13 protein-coding genes are annotated in these 25,170 nt (G+C 30.1%); 4 read left to right on the forward strand and 9 right to left on the reverse strand.

Annotated features, from left to right (window positions below; translation table 11 throughout):
• Positions 1–8 precede the first annotated feature (8 nt).
• From I8T81_RS09260 to I8T81_RS09300, 9 genes are all read right to left on the reverse strand, one after another.
• Positions 9–2,552, reverse strand: coding sequence for an aminotransferase class III-fold pyridoxal phosphate-dependent enzyme (locus I8T81_RS09260; protein WP_191001622.1), 2,544 nt, complete (start codon positions 2,550–2,552; stop codon positions 9–11).
• A 12-nt stretch (positions 2,553–2,564) separates the two neighbouring features.
• Complete coding sequence (locus I8T81_RS09265; protein ID WP_191001623.1) at positions 2,565–3,584, reverse strand: acyl-CoA/acyl-ACP dehydrogenase; 1,020 nt, start codon at positions 3,582–3,584, stop codon at positions 2,565–2,567.
• 5 nt (positions 3,585–3,589) lie between these two features.
• Complete coding sequence (locus I8T81_RS09270) at positions 3,590–4,759, reverse strand: iron-containing alcohol dehydrogenase (RefSeq protein ID WP_125698730.1); 1,170 nt, start codon at positions 4,757–4,759, stop codon at positions 3,590–3,592.
• A 10-nt stretch (positions 4,760–4,769) separates the two neighbouring features.
• A complete protein-coding gene (locus tag I8T81_RS09275; RefSeq protein WP_169329348.1) occupies positions 4,770–5,285 on the reverse strand; it encodes a hypothetical protein in 516 nt (171 codons plus the stop codon).
• A 4-nt stretch (positions 5,286–5,289) separates the two neighbouring features.
• Positions 5,290–6,180, reverse strand: a complete 891-nt coding sequence (locus I8T81_RS09280; protein WP_169329349.1) for a hypothetical protein — start codon at positions 6,178–6,180, stop codon at positions 5,290–5,292.
• A 392-nt stretch (positions 6,181–6,572) separates the two neighbouring features.
• Complete coding sequence (locus I8T81_RS09285; protein ID WP_198072706.1) at positions 6,573–7,376, reverse strand: alpha/beta fold hydrolase; 804 nt, start codon at positions 7,374–7,376, stop codon at positions 6,573–6,575.
• A 4-nt stretch (positions 7,377–7,380) separates the two neighbouring features.
• Complete coding sequence (locus tag I8T81_RS09290; protein ID WP_198072707.1) at positions 7,381–8,139, reverse strand: HD domain-containing protein; 759 nt, start codon at positions 8,137–8,139, stop codon at positions 7,381–7,383.
• 881 nt (positions 8,140–9,020) lie between these two features.
• Positions 9,021–10,292, reverse strand: a complete 1,272-nt coding sequence (gene serS / locus I8T81_RS09295) for a serine--tRNA ligase (protein ID WP_198072708.1) — start codon at positions 10,290–10,292, stop codon at positions 9,021–9,023.
• Between the two features lie 43 nt (positions 10,293–10,335).
• A complete protein-coding gene (locus I8T81_RS09300) occupies positions 10,336–11,100 on the reverse strand; it encodes an SDR family oxidoreductase (protein WP_198072709.1) in 765 nt (254 codons plus the stop codon).
• A gap of 568 nt (positions 11,101–11,668) precedes the next feature.
• Between I8T81_RS09300 and I8T81_RS09305 the strand changes: the two genes are divergently transcribed.
• Genes I8T81_RS09305 through I8T81_RS09320 form a run of 4 tightly spaced genes read left to right on the forward strand, consistent with a single transcriptional unit; the run spans position 11,669 to position 25,070 of the window.
• A complete protein-coding gene (locus I8T81_RS09305; protein ID WP_198072710.1) occupies positions 11,669–12,712 on the forward strand; it encodes a cupin-like domain-containing protein in 1,044 nt (347 codons plus the stop codon).
• Between the two features lie 50 nt (positions 12,713–12,762).
• Entirely contained in the window at positions 12,763–16,014 is a 3,252-nt protein-coding gene (locus I8T81_RS09310; RefSeq protein WP_198072711.1) for an amino acid adenylation domain-containing protein, read from the forward strand.
• A gap of 55 nt (positions 16,015–16,069) precedes the next feature.
• Positions 16,070–20,803, forward strand: coding sequence for a non-ribosomal peptide synthetase (locus I8T81_RS09315; protein WP_198072712.1), 4,734 nt, complete (start codon positions 16,070–16,072; stop codon positions 20,801–20,803).
• A gap of 43 nt (positions 20,804–20,846) precedes the next feature.
• Complete coding sequence (locus I8T81_RS09320; RefSeq protein ID WP_198072713.1) at positions 20,847–25,070, forward strand: AMP-binding protein; 4,224 nt, start codon at positions 20,847–20,849, stop codon at positions 25,068–25,070.
• Positions 25,071–25,170: the final 100 nt, after the last annotated feature.

The following is a 25,170-nucleotide window of genomic DNA, read 5'->3' on the forward strand; positions in this document are numbered from 1 at the left end:
TTTAACTCTTATTCTAAGTTGTAATTTACAGACTTAAAGCCTTGCTTTTTAGCAACATTTAAGATGTTGCTTGCTTTTTTGAAATCTATACTTTTCCCAATACTTTGATGTTCTTCTGTATTATCCAAAGCCAATGCAATAGTTTCTGATAAACAAGCTAAATTAATTCCAGCTGGGGCTTTTACCATATTGCAGTCACTATAAAATACTTCATTAGGCTGTCTCACTAGACCACCTTCATAGATTTTGAAATCATCATCATTTACAAAGTCAAAAGGCCTGGCAGCGTCAAATACTAAAGCCGATTTTTTGAGATATTTAGTATTGAGGAAGCCTTTTCCTTCACTTGTCGCTGAAATGACTGCATCTGCTTTCGAGAAAGCAATTTGATAATCGACCTCCACAGAGAGTCCTAACTCAAGAAAATCATCAACTAATTTATCAAAATTGATCTTCTTATAATCAGTAGTACTTAGGTAAGAACTCAATTTGTCAAAAAAGGAATTTCTTGAAATTTGATAATCTGTAGTTAGACAGCTTTGTATTAAATAAGGAATAATTTCTTGCTGAATTTTTAATTCACTTCCTGGCCGGCCTACTAATATTAAATTGCCATATTTGTGGGCCACTCCTGAAACAGCTATTTTCCCTACGGATCCTCTTGCTCCTACAATGACCGCGCATGCATCTTCTACATTTTTATCTTCAATGAGTGAAAATAAGCTCTCTACTGTGGAAAGAGCAGTAAGTGAATTCCCATTAGTAACTGTAAGGTTATTGGCATGAGGTAAAATGCTAGTCCCACCATTAGCGATTACAGATGTGTATGCGCCTAGTCCTACCAGCTCAGCACCATTTTCTTCAGCGACTTGTAGGTATTCAAGCATTAAGTCTAGTTTCTCTTTTTCATTCAGCCGCATCATATCTTTTGGGCTAAGTGGGGAAAAGATAAACATTCCATTTGCATATGTCTTATCGTTGTATACACTAAAAAAAGCGCCTACATCTGGGCTATAATCAATTCGAGCAATATCCAGAATTTCATCTGCAAGCTGCCGCAGTTGATTATCATTAAAATTTTGTTTAATCGAATAAGGGAATGTATTTACTAGATCTTCAGCGGAAGTAGCATGAATGAAGAAAGCAAATTTTTTACCTGCATTTAAATTTTTATCTACAGTTTTATAGTTAATTTCGGCTATTTTAGTGTCATCTACATAAGAAACTGGGAATGAAATACTCAAATCTGGTAAAGAATCTTTATCTATATCTATCAAATTTCCGAACAGTACGTCATAACGTCCATTCTTAATTATTTTGCAAATTTCTTCCAAGGCATTAATAAAACGATCAATATCATGAGAATTAATATTTAAAGGAGGCTCAAATCGAATTGAACATGGTTGAGATAATAGAGGCATTACAAATATATTATGGTTCTTTAAAAGAAAACCACAAATGATATAAGCTAAACTACCATTGTTTTGACAGAAATTAATCAATATATTTTGCTGAGCCTCTTTATTATAAAACTCAAAAGCACGCATTAATCCCTGACCCGTAAACTTAATAATATCTGAATATTGATCTGTAAGGTTTCTTATGCACTCATCTAGATATTTACTTAAATTGTTCACATTTTCATATATCTTGTTATCAGGATTATCCAAATGATTAATAACATTTAGAGCAATTGTTGCAGAAAGGGAGTTGTTAGCAAATGTAGAGCTATGTTTCTTATCAAAATTAAAATCATAGAATTGTTCTTTATAAATTACAGCACCAATAGGTACAATTCCACCTCCTAATGCCTTTGAAAATAAAATACAATCTGGGAATATTTTATATTTCTTTGCTGCACAAATATCACCTAACCGTCCCAAGCCAGTTTGAATTTCATCAAAAATGGACATAGTCCCATGTTTTTCGCAGAGTTCAACAGCCAGTTTTAAAAACTCACATGTAGCTGGAAGCATTCCTCCTTCACCTAATACTGGTTCAACAATAAAAGCAGCAAATTCATTCGTGCTTAATTTGTTGATCAAGGCATCTGTATCATTTAAATTCACATATTCATAACTATCACTGTCATGAATATAAGGCATTTTGAAGCGATTTGATCCACTCGCAGATAAGGCTGCAAATGTTTTACCATGGAAGCCCTTAAAAATACCAAGGACCTTACGTCTACCAGTTTTAATACGAGCCAGTTTCAGTGCAGCCTCAACTGTTTCAGCTCCGCTGTTCGTGGTTATACATCTGGAATATAGATTGGAATTAACTGACTCAATTAAAGTTGTTGCAAACTCCTCAACTTTAGGATGAATATTAGGTTGTATGAAATTAGCCTGGTTAGAAGAAAAATAATTTTGAATGGCTTCTTTTAAAAATTCTGGATTATGACCAAAAGGTACAGCCCCGTATTGCGCTAAATAATCATAAGCAATCTGACCATTAGACAAGTAAAAAATATTGTCTTTAGCTGATTGAGGGTTAAGGCTAATTTTAAATTTATTTAGAAGATTTTGGCGATATTCATTAATTTTATACATTTTTTATCTCTTTTAAACGAATTGCTTATAAAATTGAAATTTACCTGTTGGATGATATTTAAGCATTTCAATATGATTAACTAATTTTAAAATTGATGGGTTTTTCATTACATTTATTCCACCAATATTTTGAAGAACAAAGGATTTAATATTATCTAAATTTTGTTCTACCAAATATCTCAAATTTAGAACTTCACTTAAGCTCTGCTCGGTAAGAATACTTTCAGAGCAGATATTGTTTATTTGAGATAAGAGGGTAGTATTCAAATTAGTAAATTCAACTAATCTTATTTTTATATTTGGAATATTCGATAAATTTTCTGGAATATTATTCATTAATTCTTCAGCTATGCCAATATATGCACTTACTGCAAAATAATTAAATAAAGATAACCCATAAATTAAACATAGTGATAATTCATCATCTTGTAGAGTGGAAAGCTCTTCTTCTTGTAAACTTACATTTTCAAATATTACTGCTTGGTTATCACAATATTTGAAAACTTCTAAGTTCCAAAAAGATTGTACTGAAATTCCCTCTCTTTTAGAGGGTAAGTTAATTAATTTAAGTTTATTGTCTAATGCTGTTGATAAGACATAAAAGTCAGAGATACTTGATAAAGTACAAGGTTTCTTTTGACCATTTAAGATGAAAGAGTCATTGGTGATAGTGATTTCAGAAGAAGGATTAAAGACATCTACGCCAGCATTTCCTTCTGCAAAAGCAGAGGCGACCAATGCTTCATTTTGAATCACTTCTTTCAATATCTGAGATGCATTTCTGAAAATCTTTGGATATTTAGCTAAAACTAAAACAATATGGTGATGCATAGTTAAAGCTATTCCCAAACTTGGCTCTAATGCCGCATTTTTACGAATAAGGTCAGAAAGGGATTTTAGAGACTCATTTGACTCATTTGCCTTAGTATTTAAAGAAACAGATAAAAGTTTATTGTTTTGCAGATATTCTTTTAAACTTACTTTATCTTTAACTACTATGTAGTCAGAATTATTTTCTTGCATTATATTCATTTATATCACCATGCTTTTTCTAAGATTTCAATAACTTCATGCCTTGTAGGCTTTACTGGGTTATAAATTATGGAGCCATCAACCAAGGCTTTTTTTGCAATAAAATTAAAATCATCTAATTGCACTTTATTGGTTGATCTAAGCTTAGAAGGAAGTTTAGACATTTCTTCTAACTCTTGTTTTAATTGACTGATTTTCTTGATTAAGAGTTCTACACGGTTTTGTTTGCTGCTGGATTTATACTCATTTTCTGTTAGAAAAAGTAAAGAGAGTTCACTTAACTCATCTAAAATATAATTTTTATTGAACTCTAAGACATGTGGTAGAAAAATACTGCAACACAAACCATGAGGGACTTTAAAATTAACACCTAATGCATGTGCTAAAGAATGTGTTAAACCAACCATTGAATTAGAAAATGCCATTCCTGCCATAGTAGATGCTTCTGCTAGAGCCAATCTTGATTCAAGATTTTGAGAGTCCTTCATTACTATAGGTAGGTTAAGTAATATTTTTTTAATGGCTGAGAAGGCAAGTTCAGATGAAATCGGATTTCTGCCGTTGCAAGTATATGCCTCGATGCAATGTGTTAAAGCATCCATTGCTGTCATTGCTGTAATATACAACGGTAAATTTAGCGTCATTAGCGGATCAAGTAGGGCATAATCAGCCATTAAATATGGTGAGTTAAAAATCAGCTTCTTATGTTTATCTGCAACAACTGCAACAGCAGTAACTTCTGAACCAGTACCAGCAGTTGTGGGAATGATGATAGAAGGTTTTAATCTATGTGGAAGATTATTTACACCTAGATATTTCTCGAGATCACCCGGTAAAGTGACTGCAATATTTAATGCCTTAGAAGTGTCAATTACAGATCCACCCCCAATGGCAATGATCAAATTACATCTATGCTTTTCATACAGTTCACGTGCACTGTAGACTGCATTAACACTACCATCTGGTGGAATATCATCGAATATCACAAATGGAATAGTATTTTCATTCAAGACATTTATTACAGGCTCATGCGCATTCGCTGCTGAAATTCCTTTATCTGTCATGATGAAAACACTAGATCCATCAAGCTTATGAATGATTTCTGGTAAGCATTTAAGCGTTGCTATTCCTGATAGAATTCGTACAGGGCTAAAAAATTCATAGTTATTAAACATTATTTATATCTCAGATAATTAAATTTTTTATAAAATTAATTTTTCCACTTATTGGAATATGCTCATGCTTAGCAACAATATTTTTAGCAATAAATGAAGGTAAGAGATTGGCTTCAACAATTTCTAGACAATTGATAAAACGTATAGCTAACGAAGCATCACCGCTTGTTAAGAATCTATTATTTGCTACAGCTACTGTATTGCTCTCTTGGAGAGTTAATATTTTAAACGCCAGAATGGGGTGCTTAACTATGATCGCCAAGTCGTAATCAGTAATAGATTTCTCATCTTCGTTAATAAGATGAAAAGAGTTATTCCAGACCTGTAAAACAATATATCCATTTTTTAAATAATTAATTTTAAATAAAATTCTAGCCCCATCTCTGAAATCTTCAATTTGCTCTTTAAGCGCATAGTTTTCTTTACTGGCTTTATCTAAAATATTACCAATAATTCTCAAACTACTATTTAAATATAAATGGACAATATGAGTAGAAGCTCTATTAACTAATTTATTTTTAATCATTAAGTTAAATCCCTATATACTCGAGTCGTGATTTTTGCATTTGATGAACCATTGAGTTTGAAATTTCAAGACGCATCTCAGGGGTTGTATCTTTAAGTAATATTCCATCAACTAAATAATAATCTTCGATTAAGTGTTGATTTTCTTCTATCCCTTGCTGATAAAGAGATTCCCTTTGTAAAATAATTTTTTGAATATTAGAGGTATTCCAGATATTTAACCCTTCATGGATGCATTCTTGAAGACCATTTTTAATTTCTGGATTAGTATTTACTTTTGATTTAAGAATTTCGGCACATATGGTTAAATGCCTAACCTCATCAACATTGGCATATCTCTGAATTTCAGATGCTTTTTTATAAAACGGAAGCCATTTAACCTCACTTAATTCTGCAGTTGGTGCAAGGATCCCCTCCAAAATAATTGTAATAATACTAATACCCGCATAAAAATCGTTTTTATCAACTACCCATTTTTTAATAAAATCCTGGAAAGGAATCACAACTTGTTGATGAGAATGGTTTAGTACTTCAGCCATCTCTTCTAAAGGATTTGTAAGGGCTAATAAGCCATTATCTTTAAGATAAGTTCTAAAAAGATAACTATGGTGAGTTTCATCAATTAATAGGGTGTTTAAAAAATCATATTCTTTTAATGAGGGTGCTATTTTCACAATATCTAGAATTGCTTTAGAAGCATAAAATTCTGTTAATGATTTAAAGCTAAGTTCTTGTTTTAGAGAATTTTCTAAATATTTGTTATTTAATTGGATATCTTCCTTAAAAGTACCTATCTTATTTTCAGTACTTTTAGTAGTAAACCAATCATTCAAAATATTACTTTCAACTTTTGCTTTCATATTAGTAGCTTCTAATAAAAAACCAGGTAAATTCATAGTAACTCAATCCACTAGATTAATTGTTGGGGTTTTAAATGTATCTTTTTCTTCCTTCGGGAAATTACCAAGTAAACCTCTATCAAGAAATAAATGCGTATACAGAGCAATAAAACTATAATCATTCTTGACGAAATAAAGCCAAATGAGGCTGATAATTGTTATGGTGGCAAAGTTGTGACATAGATTATAAAGTTTATAGAATATTTTTGCGGTATCATTATCACCCTTTAATAAATTCCATATTCTACCTGGTATATATCCGATTAAATCAATCAATAAAAAAAAGACTAGATAATAAATAATATTTATTTGATTAAATAAAATTATTGTTAAAATGATTGAAATAAAAAAAAGATAAAAACTCTCTTTTTTAAGGAAATGAATTTTGTTTAGCATAACTCACCTATATTTGTTTTAATTCCCTTCACTATTTGTTGGGGATCTTTAAGCCAGCTACTATGTTTATTTCCTTTAATATCTTCTCCTAAATCAATACTTTCAAGTTTATAATTATTAAACATTTCGGCTAGTTTTTTTGTTGACTGCAGGGGGGCAAAATCATCACCTTTAATATTAATAAAATAAGCCTTGGCTTCGGATAAACTATCATTATTTAAATAGTAGCTATAATTACCTGTAAGGGCAGTGTGGCACCAATCTTTAATTAAAGTCTTAGCTTCTTTAACTCCAAATCCAATCTTATAGCCTGGTAGGTAACCATATAAATTTGTTAAAATTTTAAATAAGCCGACAGCTTTCAGAATAGTGAGTTTCCCCAGGCCATCCCAATTTTTATAATGAATATTACCGGTTGCAATTCCTATGACAGGTATTGTTTTATCGATTGCATATAAAGTTGCTAAATGCCCACCAAGACTGTGTCCAAGTAAGATAATATTTTTTGTATCAGCAGAACTGATTAAATGAGGCACAAAATCCTTTACTAAATCCGCATATCCGTAGTCTTTGCCTTTTTCAATGTGAGGTTGATTTTCTCCACAACAAGGATAGTCTGCAGTAACTACGTTAAATCCATAGCTATTTAGTTCAGCTATAAAATTTTGATATTTTTTAATTGGTACACCAATTGCAGGCAATAATATAAAAGTTATATTTTCAGATGTAGATTTACCTGCTTCGAATTTTTTTACTGTAACAGGGAACTTATTATTAAAGAGAAAAGTTTCATTCATGGCTTTATTCCCCAAATGGATTCATGGAAATCATCACTGGTAGACCTAATTGTGATAAGAATTTTGTTCGTGAGCTTTTAACAGTTTTTCGTTCTTCTGCTAATAATTTTTTGAATTCTGAGTTAAATCTCAAACGTGGATATTTCTCTAGAACTTCCGTTCTATAATTCTTTGATAAGGTAAATAATTTATCCCCGACTACATCACAGGATGCACCTTGTTGAAGAAGAATTACTTCAGATTCATTGTCTTCAGCAATATGACCATTCATATGCATGCATATAGCATCTTTGACAGTTTTGATTTTGTTTTCGTCATAATTTAAGTGCTTTGCTTTCTTTTCAAATTGCATTGAGCTTTCATATGTAAAACATCTACAACCTTTTGATTCTTTATGATTATCTGTAAGACCGATGTCATGATACAAAGAAGCTACCAATAAAACTTCAGGGTCATATTTTCTTTGATCCTGAAGGCCTATCGCAGCACCCCAAAAATAAGTTCTCCATGAATGATTGATAAGAGTACCTGGAGCTTTTTCATTCAGCTCATTTATCGCTTCTACAATAATCTTAGTATCAGGAACTTTTATATCTTTTAAATTTATATTGCTTTTTGAACTCCCAATATGAAGTTGAGACTTCATAACACCCAGCATACTAGGCAAAAGAATTTCATTTAGAAGTTTAAGTTTTTCTTTAGTGGTGAGATGACCATCTGTTGATTGCATCCATTCAAAGCTACCAATTTTTTTTATAGACATTCTTTTTTCCAATTTAGAGCATTTACTCTAAATTAATTCATACAGATCTGTCTGTCAATATTGTCTATTAAATATACTTAAATTTGATAACTGTTCTCATCATTCTTTATCTTATATACCTAATATTGCTAAAAATTTTAAAACTAATTTCTTATATATAACTAAAATGACATTAGTAATGTATAAGGCAATTTATTTAGTTTGGCTACATTATAGTTGTTGATTTTAAATATATTTTACATATTTAAAGACCGTATATTTTTTATTATTTAGATAATTATTAGTATTTTGGCTTTTAGCAGGGAATTTATTAAGGCTACTATTAATAACGAATCAAATCATTTCTTGTACAACCAAAATAGCTTTGTTTTTTAGAGATGTTTTTCTACATGAAAGAGCCAATGGATAGGTCTGTATCGAAATTGAACATTTTGTATAAATTAGTGAGACTACAATTTTAGAAATTTTTCTTAGTAACAGTTTTACGTAAAAATAACTGTATCTTGGAGATTTTCGTTAGTTTCTGTTGTTCTATAATCAATTTCATCTATTACCATAGACTCTGCTATTAATATAATCAAATAACTTTACCACCTTGACTACGACCAGGTTCAGGTTTAATCTATATCAAAAATAATGAATTAAATGGCAGGGGATATTTATTTAACTTATGTTTGCTAGAAATTTAGTTCATAAAAATAATGAATAATATATACATTAAATTTATTAACTGAAACCAATAGTTTTTCATTAATAATAAATTAAGTTCATGAACTTAATTTATTATTAATTTTCAGAATTAAAAAACCTAGTTATGAATCAACTAGGTTATTAGATTTTCATGTTCTAAAAAAAGCACTAGTATTTCTAGTTCTTAATTTCTACAAGCTAATCTTCTGTTTTCCCATAATTGCTTGTAATGGTTCTGGAATACGGATTGAGCCATCTTCTTCTTGATATGTTTCTAAAATAGCTATCATTGCTCTACCAGTAGCAATTGCAGTGCCATTCAAAGTATGCACCCAACCAGCAGATTTACCAGTCTCTGACGAACGCATCCTAACTTGCAAACGGCGTGCTTGATAGTCAGTACAGTTACTTACACTAGTAACTTCGCCATAGCTATTTTTGCCAGGCATCCATGCCTCTATATCAAATTTACGATAAGCGGATGCACCTAAATCTCCAGTTGAATTTTCAACAATCCTATAGTGTATGCCAAGCCCATCAAAAATTTCTTTTTCAATATCTAACATCAGATTATGGAGCTCTTCCGTTTGATCTGGATGACAGAAAGCAAACATTTCAACTTTTGAGAACTGATGAACTCTATATAAACCACGACCAGCGCGCCCAGCTCCTCCAGCCTCCTTACGGAAACAGTGACTTAAACCTCCCATTAAAATCGGTAATTGATTTTCATTGATTATAGTATCTAAATAAATACCAGCTAAAGTAATTTCAGAAGTTGCAATCAAACCTAGGTCTGAATTATCTATTGAATAAATTTGAGTTTCTTCTCCTCGTGGATTATATCCTGTTCCAGAAATAATATCAGAACGAGCCATATCGGGAGTGGTGTGGATGGTAAAACCACGTTTTTCAATGATACTCATAGCATAGAGCTGTAGAGCTAGATCTAATCTAACCGCATCACCCTTTAAATAATAAAATCCTTGACCAGAAACTTTACTTCCTGATGAAAAATCAAAAAGATTATGAATTTCACCAAGTTCTATATGATCACGGACATTAAACGCAAATTCTGGTTTGTCAGTTTTGCCATATTCCCTTACCGCATTATCTTCATCTGTGGCTCCATCTGGTACTCGAGGGTCGATTAGGTTAGGAATAGATCTATGTAATTTTGATAGTTCTATTTCCTTATCTGCTAGTTTTTCTTTCAATGAAAATCTTTGTTCTTTTAAATTTCGTCCTAATTGGAGCATTTCTTCACTAGGCGAAGCTTTAATATTTTTTAAAGAAGCAGCATGTTCATTTGTTTGTCGGTTGATTTCTTCAAGTTCTCTAGTAATAGTATGAACCTGTTCATCTAATTCTAAAAATCTATCAAGATTAATATTCATATTTCTACGTCTAATGTTAGAGCGAATTTCATCTTGATTTTCAATAATATAACGACGACTAAGCATATTAATTCAACAAATTGAGTGTTAGGTTAAAAAAGGATTTTAATTAAGGATATGATTGACGTGTAGATCGTAGCATAATGTCATGTAAATGCACATGAGGTGGTTGATCAATAACAAATTCTACCGTTCTAGCTACGTCACTAGCTTCTACTAAATCACCAATTTTCTGAGTCATTTCAGCAAAGGCTTTAAGATCATAACCAGATGCCTCCTGAAAATTTGTCCGAACAAATCCTGGCTGTATTAAAGTTACGCGTACACCAAGTGGACCTAAATCTCGTCTTAGGGATTCTGCAGCACCATGAACCGCAAATTTGGTTGCGCCATATACAGGGTTAGAAGGAGAAACATTAGTACCAATAGTTGATCCTAATATCACTATATCTCGAGGATTTTTATCATGATTATTCGGTTGATTTGTTGTCATCGCAGAGGCAAGCATTCGAAGTTGATAAAAAGTACCAAGAACATTGAGATCGATCATTTGCTTCCATTTATCCGAATCAGAATCTATAAAATTACCTGGTAAACCTCTACCCGCATTAACAATTCCAATAGAAGGAGGAGAGGCAAAGTTGTCATAACAAGCCGTTAAAAGCTTTTTTACTACATCTTCCTCTGTAATATCTCCAACTATTGGAATAAAAGTACCAGGCATGTCCTTACTCCAATGTTCAAGATCACTTAAACGCTCTTTATCACGAGCATTTCCCACAACAGAAAAACCTTTAGATAGGAATAATTCACTAATAGCTCTTCCTATGCCAGAACTTGCACCTGTAATAATCGCAACTCTATTATTTAACAAATAAATTCTCCAATTTTAATTAAGTATTAGTTAAGAATGCGTTTAGATAATTTTAATTGAGTAAATTTAATATAAAATTTATTTGTTAATAAACTATGAAAATGAAATTTGGTCAATATTTTAAATTAATTTTTAAGTGCTTTTTTTAAGGTTTATTTTGTTTTACATGGTAATAAAATAATGAAAAATTAGTTAATTAGGTAGTTCATAAAAATTATAAATTAAACTTTTCAACTAGAAAGATAATATTTTTTTATAACAATGCTTTATCTAGCTGTTTATTTTAGAAAAATTACTTAAAATAATTTTTAAATAAAATTTAATAAATATACAAGCTATTGATATTAATGAATTTTTAATTGCAATGATAGAAGAGTAACAAAATATTTTATTGTTAATTTTAGGTTGCTGTAATGTAAATTTTATGTTTCATTCTATTTAAAAATAATTAAACCAACATTAATGTAATTTAAAATTTTTTACCATTCGGTTAAATTAACTTAATAACACAATTTAAATCTAATTAATTGAATTTAATATAAATTATTTAGGAATGTAAGGTGATTTTATGACAATTGATTATGGTCGACACTTCTTTGCAGAGCTTGAAAATGGATTTGAGAAAGCGGATATAACAGGAGTAGTTCAATTTATATTTGATAATCCAAAACAAGAATTCTACATAACTGTTAATAGTTCTTCACTTGTTTTTACAGAGGGTTTATTTGAATCACCAGAAGCAGTAGTTTTAATGAGTGAGTTTGCTATTAAAAATATTGTGAAAATGGCAACTACTTATGATCCACGTGTTATTGAATTCTCTTCATCTATGAATATTACTGGAGATAAAAAACTGGCAAATTTTTTATGTAATCTTGTCATGAGACCAACTCAGGAAACTTTAGATGAATTAGAATTAGCAAAAAAAACGACGTTAGAAAATGATAAAATTATAGATATTCCTGTATTACATTATCCAAAATCAAAGGATTTAGTAGCAAGTATTAAGAAATATGAACCTTTATTAATGAAAGGTATTTTAGATGAATGGAATATTTCCCAATGGTCAATAGAAAGTTTATTAGAAAAATTTGGTAAGTACCAAGTTGTTTCGTACTTACCATGGACTATTGAAGATTATATTAAAAATGGAACCTCAAAATATAGCGCAGGGACAGGATTGCCAGGAGTATTGATGAGTGATTTTAAAAACCCTCAATTGCTCCAAGAAACTGCAATATTAGGATTTCCTCAGCTTTGGCTGGGATCGTCAAAGACACCAGAAAAAAGATCAGTAACAGGTTTACACTTTGATTGTGTCCACGGAGTTTTATGCCAAATTTTTGGCAGAAAAAAGATATTAATGTATCCTCCATACGAAGAAAAATATTTATATCCTTATCGAGCTTTTAATCAATATCGTTCTTGTTGGACGGGGCCAGATGTTATTGATAATGAAAACTATCCATTATTTAAAAGTGCAAATCCAATTGAAATTATTCTAAATCCTGGTGATGCTTTATATATACCTTTTGGCTGGTATCATTGTGTATATGCGTTAGATCCAGTAATGTCAATTTCATATCCACTCAAATCAATTAAATTAGAATAATTAAAAATTAATTTTCTATTAACAATAAATCTGATTTCAAAGGTCTTTTAATGTCTAATTATATACTAGAAAAATCATCAACGATTAATAAGAAAAAATATCCTGACGAAAATTCAAATACAGAAAATATTTTTGATGATTTTAGATCAATTCAAAAATATTTTGAAGAACAAGTCTTAGAGAGCCCTAATAAAACTGCATTAATTAGTAATGATGGATGCTTAACATTTCATGAACTAAATTTAAGGGCAAATGTTTTTGCTCAAGAATTAAAAAGAAATATAAATACTAAAGACCCTTTAGTGGCTATATTTTTATCAAGATCAATTAACGCAATTATTGCTGTAATAGCTTGTGTTAAAGCAGGATTTGCATATTTACCTATTGATAAAGGTTATCCAAAATCTTTTATTGAATTTATAATAAAAGATTCAAATCCTATGTTGATTATTACTGATAGTGAATTCAAATTTAAAAAATCAATAAATCATTTACGAATTGATAAATTTATATTCAATACTGAGTGTGAGCAATATGAAAGCCCTAGTTATCCAGAAGATAAGTTAGCTTGGATATTGTATACATCGGGCTCGACAGGTAAACCGAAAGGGGTGAGAGGTCTGCACCGTGGAATAGTACAACGTTGTTTAAATTTATGGAACTTACAACCCTATTCAGAAAATGAAATCGCCATACAAAATACAGCTCTGACTGTTGTTGACTCTCACTGGGAAATTTGGGGACCTTTATCAAAAGGAATTCCACTAGTATTATTAGATGATGAGATTAATAAAAATCCTTATGAATTAGTTAATCTACTAAATAAATTTAATGTTACACGAATTTGTTTAGTTCCTTCTTTATTATATTCTATTATTAATAGTGTAGATGCGTTAAATAAAAAAATACCAAAGTTAAAATTATGGGTTGTGAGTGGTGAGTTACTTACTTCAGATTTGGTAAAATCTTTTTATCAGGCTCTACCTGATGCTATTTTATTAAATCAATATGGCTTAACTGAAACTAGTGCTGATATAACAAGTTATGATACAAGTAAAATAGAAACACCTATTTATAAAAATGAAATTGTACCTGTTGGTAAATGTTTTCCAGGGACAAATATATTTATATTAGATGAGGATCTTGTTCCAGTTAAGGATGGGGATGAAGGGCAACTATATATATCAGGTTTAAGCGTAGTAGATGGTTACTTGAATAGAACAGATTTTTCAAAAGAAAAATTTTTAGAGAATCCATTTAATAATTCATATAGTAAGCTCTTAGCAACAGGAGATAGGGGTTATAAAAATGAAACAGGAAATATTGTTGTTTGTGGCAGAGTGGATAGACAAGTTAAAGTTAGAGGTTATAGAGTTGAGCTAGATAATATAGAAAATATTATTTTAAAATGTCAAAAAATTGTTGCAGCAGCAGTAGTTACTACAGTTAATAATGATGGTCATACTATATTGACTGCTTATGTTCAATCGAAGAGTGAAAAATTAACAAAAGAGGATGTTCGTGAATATTGCATAAATAATTTACCACAATATATGGTTCCCCATAAAATTTTTATTATAGATAAAATGCCACGAACAGGTTCAGGAAAGATCGATAGAAAGGCTCTTCTTACAAATGATATAGTAATTAATAACATAATAGAAAGAAATGACATTACTGAAACAGAAGCTAGAGTCAGGTATATATGGTGCAAAATTTTAGATTTGCCGGATGTGGGAATTACTGATTTATTCTTTAATATTGGTGGTGATTCTCTAACATTTATAGCTATGATAAATACTATTCAGAAAGAATTTAATTGCACGCTGTCTGTAAAAGATATTTTAGAGAAACCAGATATTAGTCATATTTCAAATATTATAGATGAAAATCAATTTAAAATTTTAAAGAAAAGTTTTATAACTGAATATTATCGTTATGAAGAAAATATAAAGGATGATTTTAATAATACAAGTAAATTACCACTATCTATAACTCAAACAGCAATATATTTACATGAAAAAATAATTTATGAAGGTAATCCCTATGGTATTACTTATTCCGTACTTTTAACAGGAAAATTACATACAGAATTTCTACAAAAATCATTAGAATATATAATAAAAAATAATCCTGTATTATGTTCTAGAGTATTTATGACTTCAGATGGTCCTAAACAAAGAATTGACGAAAATATTGTTCCTAATATTGATATTATAAAGGCGCGCAATCTCGAAAAAGATTTTAAGGATGACTATATTAGGAATCAGATACATCTTGTTTCAAATATGCGATTAAATCTGGAGCAGTCACCACCATATTATATTAGAGTTGTAAAATTATCCAATGAAGAAAACCTACTAATAATTCAGTTTCATCATTTAGTTTTTGATGGGCTAGCAGTAAAAAATTTTATGGATCAGCTTTCAAAAGCTTATACATATTTTGTGGAAGATAGGAAACTACCAGTTAAAGAAAAAGATTATCGTTTCTTAAAGTATTCTAAATGGGAGCATCTTTTTTTTAAAACACAGGAGAGAGATGAAAATCTAATATATAATGAAGATATAGTTAAAAATACTCTTAGTTATTGGGATAAAATTTTAACTACTTTTGATATGGATGATGCTATCAAAAAAGCAAATTTAAATAAAATAAGTAAAAATACAATTTTAGGAAGAGAAATTGCTATTGATGTAGATAAAAATCTTATTAATAATTATTTAAATAAGGTTGATAATAGAAGTATAACACCATTTCATCTATTTTTAACTGTTTATGCTAAATCATTATATAGCTTATTTGGATGTACTAACCAAATTATCGGGTTTACATCAGCATTCCGTCCTGATGAGTATTTTGATACTTTAGGGTGTTATGCAAACTTATTACCATGTTTCATAGAAATTAAAAAGAATATGACAAATAATAATTTTCTAGAAAATGTAAGTAAAACAATTTGGAATAATTTAGAACATGGAAAAATTCCTCTTAAAATCATTTTAGATCATCTTAGAGATAATAATAAGATCAAAGACTTTTATGGTTTTGATTTTGTTATTTCTTATGATGATATAGCAACAGATTTTTTAAATTTACCTGATATTGAGAAAAAATATTATCGTTCTTTTAATGGAACTTCAAAATTTCCTTTATCACTAAATATTGAAGCAACTGATAAAAAATTTATTTTATATTTTGAATATCAGATAGATTTATTTTTGGATGAACAAATTAATACTCTTGTTAAGTTATTTAGCTCTGAGTTATCCATATTCCTTGAAAAAAAATCTAATTTTTAGGAATTTAAAAAAAACTATTTTGTGTGATTTTACAACCAAACCAAAGGAAATTAAAATGAAAGAATTATTTGAAAAATACACTAAAGATGAGAATCTAAAAATAAACTCTTCTTTAGATAGAATATTTAATCTGCAGAATAATAATCTTGAATCCGTGTTTAATAATATCCCGGGTGGTATTGATAATATACAGGATGTATATCCACTAGGACCTTTTCAAGAAGAGGTTTTTATTGAAAGTAATATTATTGAAAATCAAGATTATTTATTTTTGTCTTCTATAATGGAATTCGAAAGCGATAAAAACAATGAGGAAATCTTAAGTTTATTTAAGATTATATTAAATAGACATGATGCTCTGAGGACAGTTATAGTGTCTGAAGAGCTTTCTGAACCTGTTCAAGTTGTTCTAAAGCACATGAATCTTATTATTAATAGTATGCAAGCTAAAGATTATAATGATGTATACAATAAATTAAATGAAAAAAAATGTAATGAAAATTTAAATTTTGAAAAAGTTCCATTGTTTAGTGTAGATTTAATTAGAATTGAGCAAACTTTTAAATATTTTGTTAAGGTTAAAGTACATAAAATTATTTCTGATTATTTTACTTTAGAAATAATCAAAGATGAATTAAACTTTTGCCTTAATGACAAAACTGATTATTTGCAAAATCCGACTCCATATAAATTACATATAGAAAACTATTTAAATAATACGAAAGAATATGCAAAAGAATATTTTTGCAATAAGTTAAATGACTATAATGAAGCTGCAACTCCTTTTAATATTAATAATTTTAATAAGATCAAGTTTTTAAATTATAAAAGTACTGTGAAAAAAGATATTATTAAAAAGTTATTAAATACAGCTAGACTAAACAATATAGAACCTAAAGTTTTTTTTTATACAGCATGGGCTTTAATAATTGCTAAATGTAGTGATAACGATGATATCGTATTAGGTAGCCTAATGAGATCTCATATTGATGAAAATAATTATAGGAAAGTAGGTGCTTATTCTAATATTTTACCTCTACGTTTTAAAACCCAAAATATCAACATATTTGATTTGCTATTGTATGTTCAAAATGAATTAGTTGGGTTGCAATCTTTTATAAATACCTCACCTTTATTAGTTTATAAATGTAGTGGTTTACAAAATGGGGAAATACTATATAGTAGCTTGATTAATTATCGTAAGATTAAAACAAATAATATTTTTAATGCAGTAGGAAATAATTTTACATTAAGTAGCATAAAGCAAATAGATTTTGGTTTTCATAACTATCCATTAGAATTAACTATTAATGATTTTGAAGATGATTTTGAAATTGAATTAAATGTTGATGAATCAGTTAATCCTCACCTTATTCATGAATATATAGAGAAAGTTTTATTTGAACTTATAGAGATAGTTGATAATAGAATTGAATCATTAGCCTCGGATATTTCAATAATTCCACAAACTGAACTAGTAGAACAACAGCAAAACTGGAATAAAACTTTTTCTCCGTATAATAATAATCTTTGTCTCCATGAACTTTTCGAGACACAAGTAATTAATAATAGTGGAAATATTGCTATAATTTTTGGTCAAGAAAAGTTGACCTACTCTGAACTCAACAAAAGATCAAATCAACTTGCTCATTTATTAATAAACTATAGAGGTGTTAAACCTGATACTTTAGTAGGAATTTGTCTTGATCGCTCTATTGAAATGGTTATTAGTATTTTGGCTATTTTGAAAGCTGGTGGTGCATATGTCCCTTTAGATCCAGATTATCCAAAGTCTAGATTAGAGTATTTAATTGAGGATTCGAATTTATCTACAATTATTACTAGTAATAAATTTCTTGAATTGAGTGAATTTAATTCAAAAAATATACTTAATATTAAAGATATAAATATTATAAATATCCTAAATCAACAACCAATAACCAATCCTAAAGTAGATGAGTTAGGTTTGAACAGTAATCATTTAGCATATGTAATTTATACCTCTGGTTCAACCGGGAAACCTAAAGGTGTGATGATCGAACATAGTTCAATAGTTAATCGAATAGAGTGGATGAATAAGGAATATGGTTCATCATTTGAAGATAAATTTTTACAAAAAACACCTTTTAGTTTTGATGTCTCAGTTTGGGAGTTTTTTTGGCCTTTAAGTACTGGAGCAGGTTTAGTAATTGCAAAACCAGGTGGGCATAAAGATCCTCATTATTTATTTGAGTTGATAAATACTGAGAAAATTACAAAAATACATTTTGTTCCTTCTATGCTTTCTAGTATGTTATCCATAGTAAATCTCTCTAATTGTGTGACTTTAAAACAAGTATTTTGTAGCGGTGAAGCTTTACCTATAAATTTAGTCAATAATTTATTACAAAAATGTCCTAATTTAGAGTTACATAATCTATATGGACCAACTGAAGCATCAGTTGACGTTAGCTATTGGGCTTGTAAACCAAATACGACAAATTTATTAAGTGTCCCTATTGGTCGTCCAATTCATAATACTCATTTTTTTGTACTTAATAATAAAGAGGAAATTATCCCTACAGGTTCTGTTGGAGAGCTACATATAGGTGGTATTGGATTAGCTAGAGGCTATTTAAATAAAGATCAGTTGACTATTGAAAAATTTATTAAAAATCCTTTTTACCATCCTAATATTAAAGGTAGTAGTAAACGTTTATATAAAACTGGTGATCTTGTACGTTGGTTACCAAATGGAATATTAGAATATATAGGTAGAATTGATGATCAAGTTAAAATTAGAGGTTTTCGAATAGAGCTGAAAGAAATAGAATCATCATTATTAGAAAGCGGATTGATAAAAGATGTTGTTGTTTTAGCAGTTGATACCACCGTTGATAGTAAAGAGTTAACTGCTTATATTGTTACAGATAATAAAGAATTTAGCGATCTAGAAGAAAAATTAAGAAATTATATTACACAAAAATTACCTGAATTTATGAGGCCTTCTTCTTATATTAAGCTTACAGCTCTACCAGTCACATCTAATGGTAAACTTGATCGTAAAGCTTTATTAGAATTTTCGGCAAATTATAGAAATATAAATAATTTGACTATATCAGATTTGGAAAAAGAATTATGTGATTTATATAAAAAGGCTTTACATTTCGAAACTGTAGATATTAAAGAAAACTATTTTAAAAGAAATGGTGATCCCTTATTAGGTGTCTATTTAACTTCATTAATTAATTCTAAATTCAATATAAATATAACAGTTAGAGATTTATTTAAATCCCCTTCGGTTTTTGAATTATCTAAATTGTTAATAGATTTAGGTATACATTCTAATATTTTTTCAATTAAATTACAGGAAGATAAACTAATTGATAAGTTGAAGACTATTTGGTCACAAACACTTCAAGTTAGTGATATAGGTGAGAATGATAATTTTTTCAGATTAGGGGGGCATTCTTTAAGTGCATTAAAAATGTTGCATAAAGTTAATGAGTCAATTGGTTTTGAACTTCAAATAACTGATGTTTATCAAAACCCTACTTTGAAAGAATTAGCAAAGTTAATTCATGGCCAAGAAATAAAGTCAGCAGAATATGTTTCCTTGAATAGGGAAGCTACTTTAAGTCAAGATATCCAACCACTTTTAGGACAACCAAAAAATCCTCCTGAGTCAATTCTGCTAACTGGAGCTACTGGTTTTGTAGGTCGTTTTCTTTTACGCCAATTACTGGATGATAATGAAAAAAGCAAGATTTACTGTTTAATTCGTGGAGAAAGTCAATCTAAAGCGAATGAACGTTTAAAAGAAATCATGTTGCGATATAAGTTGTGGCGGAATGGGGATGAAAAACGTTTGATTGTAATTTCAGGAGATATTTCTAAGCCAAAATTTGGATTAAGTAATAATGCTTATATAAAAATATCCGAAACTATTGACTCAATTTTTCATTGTGGAACACATGTTAACCATCTTGAAAACTATAAGGCGGCTAAAGCAGTAAATGTAGATAGTATGGGTGATTTATTTCATTTAGCCACCACTAATCGTCCTAAGATCCTTAATTTCATTTCTACATTAGCTGTGTTCAATTCAAATTCACAGCCTAAAGAACGTATTATAGATGAATTACATCCTATTAATAATGAAAATCATTTAGAAGAAAATGGTTATGAAACAAGTAAGTGGGTTGCTGAGAATATCGTTAAATTAGCTCAAGACAGAGGTATACGCTGTAATGTATATCGATTGGGTCTTGTTTGGGCCGATTCTAAAAATGGATATTTTGATCCTAAACAGCGTGAGTACAGAATACTAGAGAGTTGTATACATTCTGGTTATGGGATTACTAATTACAGTTATGATATGCAACCTATTCCCGTTGACTACGTTGCAAATGCAATTTCGATATTAGCTGAACAGAACCCCCAAGGAGGTCGTATATTTCACATCGGTGGTTCAGCAGGCACAACAATTAACATTTCTGAATGTTTAAATAATAATTCCTCTTTGTCTTTAATCCCTGTACCACTTTTTAAATGGATTAAGAAAATAAAAAATCTTCATGAAAACGGGCAATCGTTATCAGCGGTTCCTTTAATACAATCTAGTTTCTCAATGAATCAAATTGAATTTGAAAGTTATCAAAGTGAAAAAAATCAAGGTATTTTAAACTATTGCTGGCTGAAAACACAAAAAGAACTTGAGCTATCTGGTTTAAAAGTTCCTGATTTTAATAAAGAAATGATCATGTTAGCAATGGAACGTATAGTTAGTTTATCAGATATATCTTATTAAATATTTTTTAAAAATAAACAAATGAATATATAGGAATTTTAAAATGTTAGATTTAAATATACAAAAGTCAGATAACATTCGAGAGTTAATATTTTCAGCTGCTAATCTTTGGTCAGAGCGCATTGCTGTGGATGATACTTCATCTTCATTTACCTATAAGGATTTAGTCCGGATTACAAAAGCAGCTACTAATATTGCTCTGAAGTATAATTTACAAAGTGGGGATCGAGTAGGTGTCAATATTGACCGCTCGGCAGAAAGTATTGCAATTTTTCTAGGCCTTATGGCGGCAGGTTTTACGGTAGTGGCCCTACCTAACAAACCTATTGATCTTTTATTGCAAGATTTAGAAGATCTCCAACTACAATTAATTGTTTCAGACAAGGCTTCTCCACTAGCAATATTAGATCTTCTTATTGTAGAGCCAGATGAGTTTTTGAAGAGTTATGAAGTAAATAGTTCTTTTTTATTTGATATACCTCTTACAGCTTACTTGATACTAACTTCAGGTTCTACTGGTAAACCCAAGATAGTGGCGGTCAGTCATAAGAATATATTTCATTATGCAAAAGCTATTATTGAACGATTAGATATAAATCAAAATGAAAATCCTCATTTTGCGCATGTTACAACGTTAGCTGCAGACTTAGGTTATACAGCTATTTTTCCCATGATACTAGTTGGAGGTTGTATTTGTGTAGCTTCAGGTCATATTGCTCGTGATCCAGTTGCTTTTTGGACATGGGTCAAAGAGAATAAAATCAACTACATAAAAACAACACCTTCACATTTTCGTATACTTATGCAGGGTCGTATAGATAATAGCTTAATGATTAACACTGTTATTTTAGGTGGTGAAAAATTAAGTATTGATTTGGCAAAAGGTATTTTAGTTCAAGGTTACACGGAAAGGTTGATTAATCATTATGGTCCAAGTGAAACAACCATTGGGGTGTGCTGTAAGGTTATAGATTCATTGGAAGAGCTTGCTAATTATGAGGAAAGCGTACCAATTGGTGTAGCACTTGGCCAAGGTAATTTAACACTTGAAAATTCATTTAGGAGAGATGATGGAAGTGAAGCAGGAGAATTAGTTATTAGAGGCCCAGGGGTTACTTTAGGTTATTTGGGTAGACCTGAATTAACCAGTACTCGTTTCGAAATTAATAATAATTGTCTTACAGCATTTCATACTGGTGATTTATGTACAAAATTACCAAATGGAGAGTTACAATTTTTAGGGCGCAAAGATCGTCAAATTAAAATTAGTGGATACATAGTAAATCCCCCTGAACTTGAAATTGCTATTGAAAAAATAGCAGGAGTAATTAAGGCGGCGATTTTAACTTATGAATATAATGGCTTAACCCGTATTTATTGTGCAGTAGAGTTTGAAGATAGTTTAAGAGAAAATAATAATGAAATTAAATACTTAAGACAAGAGTTGAAAGAATGTTTACCAAATTGGATGGTTCCAACAAAAATATATTCTTTGCCTGTAATGCCACTCACAGATAATGGCAAGCTTGATTATCAAAATATCGATAGATTAATTCAGCAGCTTGAAGAAAAAGATGAGCAATTATCAATAATAACTCAATTAGATGCTAATTTAGCACATCAGATATCTAATATTTGGTCACAACTTTTAGGAACTTCTTTAGTTGATATTGATGAAAATATTTTTATGTTGGGAGCAGATTCTATAATGCTAATGCAATTTATAGCAAGATTACGTGCTATAAATTGGAAAATAACACTTCCTGAAATTCATGAATATCCTACATCTCGTCAACTAGCAAATTATCTTCAATCAAATTCTGAAATGGAGGTTTCTAGAAAAATAAAAACTGAAACACATGTTAGAGTTCTTTCACCTATGCAAAAATGGTTCTTTGACTTAGATACTAATGACCAAGACCATTATAATCATGCAGTACTTCTACAATCTAGAAATAGTATTGATCCAGTTATACTTGGAAAAGCAATACATCTGTTATGTGAACGTCATCCAATGTTATGTCAGACTTTTGAAAAAAATAATATTGGTAAAGTGAATAATAATGGCATGCTAACCAATGTAAGTATTTCATATCTACCGACAGATTTAGTAGATATGCACAATAGTATTATTAGTGTAAGTAAAGATTTGAATCACTCACTAGATATTAAGCGTGGAAAAATATTCAAAGTACATATATTTAAATCAAAAGAAGAAACTCAAGATCGACTTTTAATTATTGTTCATCATTTGGCAATTGACGGTGTTTCTTGGCGAATTTTACTTAATGAGCTTGGTTCAGCTTACTCTGCATGTATCAATGAAAAAGAATGGTTATCTGATATACCTGCAAGTTTTTGGAACTGGACATCTGAGTTTGCTTCTGAATTGAAAGAACAGAGACAAATTACAATACGGCCCAAAAAACAAGAGATATTTGTAAAAGATTCTAATAAGAATGAAAAAGTAGTTGAGTCATTAATTTTATCATTAAGTGAAATAGAAACAAACAAACTAGTAAATATTGCAAAAAATACTACTACTTTAGAAGCATATTTGCTTCAAAGCTTCTTAGACGGAATTGGTGCTGTAAGCTCAATGTCTGAGGTTGTTATTGACGTAGAAAGACACGGTCGAGAAAATCTTAGAGATATTGAACGTTATTTCGGGACAGTAGGTTGGTTCACATCAATAAAGCAAGGAGCTTTTTCTATTGGTGATAGTATAAACTTTATGCAACGTATTGATTCTTTGCAAGAAAAACTAAATAGTGAATTATTTGATCCATTAGTTAATGAAGAAGACACAGCTGAGCTATGTTTTAACTTTCTAGGTATCTTTTCAACCTTCTCCTCTGATCAGGAATGGGTCGCAGCAAAAGAGATGCATGGTCCTACTAGAAATTTAGAGATTGACCAAGTTTATGCTGGTCGTTTAACTGCAAGAATTGTAAATAATGCATTGACAATAGACTTTGTCCATGATCCTTCACGCATTTCTATTTCTCAAGCTGACAAAATTATATCAACATTAAGTAAAAGATTAGGACAAATTATTTCAATTGATAGTAAACATGAACAGATTGTTGGTTGTTTGACTCGAGAGTATTTTTCAACATCTGGTTTGATTTTGCTTTCCCGTAATGAAGCGCCTATAGACTTAGCTATGGATCTACCTGCGGCTTTAATAACTGGAGCGACTGGATATTTAGGATTGCAATTAATACATGAAATGTTAAATCAAAAGGCTTTTAGACCAGTATGTTTGGTTCGTGGAAAATCTGATTTAGAGGCGCATACTCGTTTTTTAGAAGCATATTCTCGAACTTTTGGTTATGAAGATATGCTTATCGCTGCTGAAAAGGTGATAGTAGTGAGTGGTGATATTCGTTCTCCTAATCTTGGTATTTCTACTGTTATAAATTTTCCTATTTCAGCAGTATTCCATGCAGCAGCGGATACAAGATTATTAGGAAGCGTAGAAGAATTAACTCATACTAATGAAATCGGAACTAAAAACGTTATTGAATGGATAGCAAAACAAGGCGGGATTCCTTTACATTACGTTTCAACATTAGCCATAGCTGGCACAGTAAATACACCTAAGATTTTCTCAGAGACTGAATTTGATATAGGTCAGCAGTTCCTTTCTCCATATGAGGAAGCAAAGTTTAACTCTGAACGTATTGTTCGTGATACTTCATCTACACGATGTTCTACATATATATATCGTACAGGACATATTGCAAGCCACAGTAAAACTGGAACATTTCAATCTAACCTTAGTGACAATCGAATATATCAAATGTTGAAAAGTTATATTCTTTCGGGAGCAATTGCTGATGAAGATAGTTATTGTATATCTTTTTCACATGTGGATATCGTCGCAGCAACTATTGTGGCTATTGCTAAAAATCCTTCTATACCTGCCCAAGTTTTTCATGTTGAAAATCCATATATAGTTGAACCTACTCAAATAGCTAACTGGCTAACTAATCTAGGTTATCCTGTGATGCCTTGCTCTTCTGAAGAGTATGATAAGGCTATTGATAAAGTGTATAAACTGGATGAAGTATTGGCAGCTACAGTTATCCAATGGAAAGATAGACCGAATAGGAAAGTTAAATATAATTGCGAGCGTACATTAGAAATTATGAGTAGATTAGGAATTTATTTTCCAAATCCTACTATAGCATGGTTTAAAAAAACCATAGATTTTGCGATTAGAAAAAAATATTTATATAAACCTGAAAGTGAGAAAATATAATATATTTTTATAAATATTTAATTTGTGAGTAAATAAATTTGAAATGTATTTTATATTCATAAATTAAAATTTAATTGTTTTTATATTAATATTTTTTATA

This window comes from Acinetobacter seifertii (assembly GCF_016064815.1).
GTDB classification, from domain to species: domain Bacteria; phylum Pseudomonadota; class Gammaproteobacteria; order Pseudomonadales; family Moraxellaceae; genus Acinetobacter; species Acinetobacter seifertii.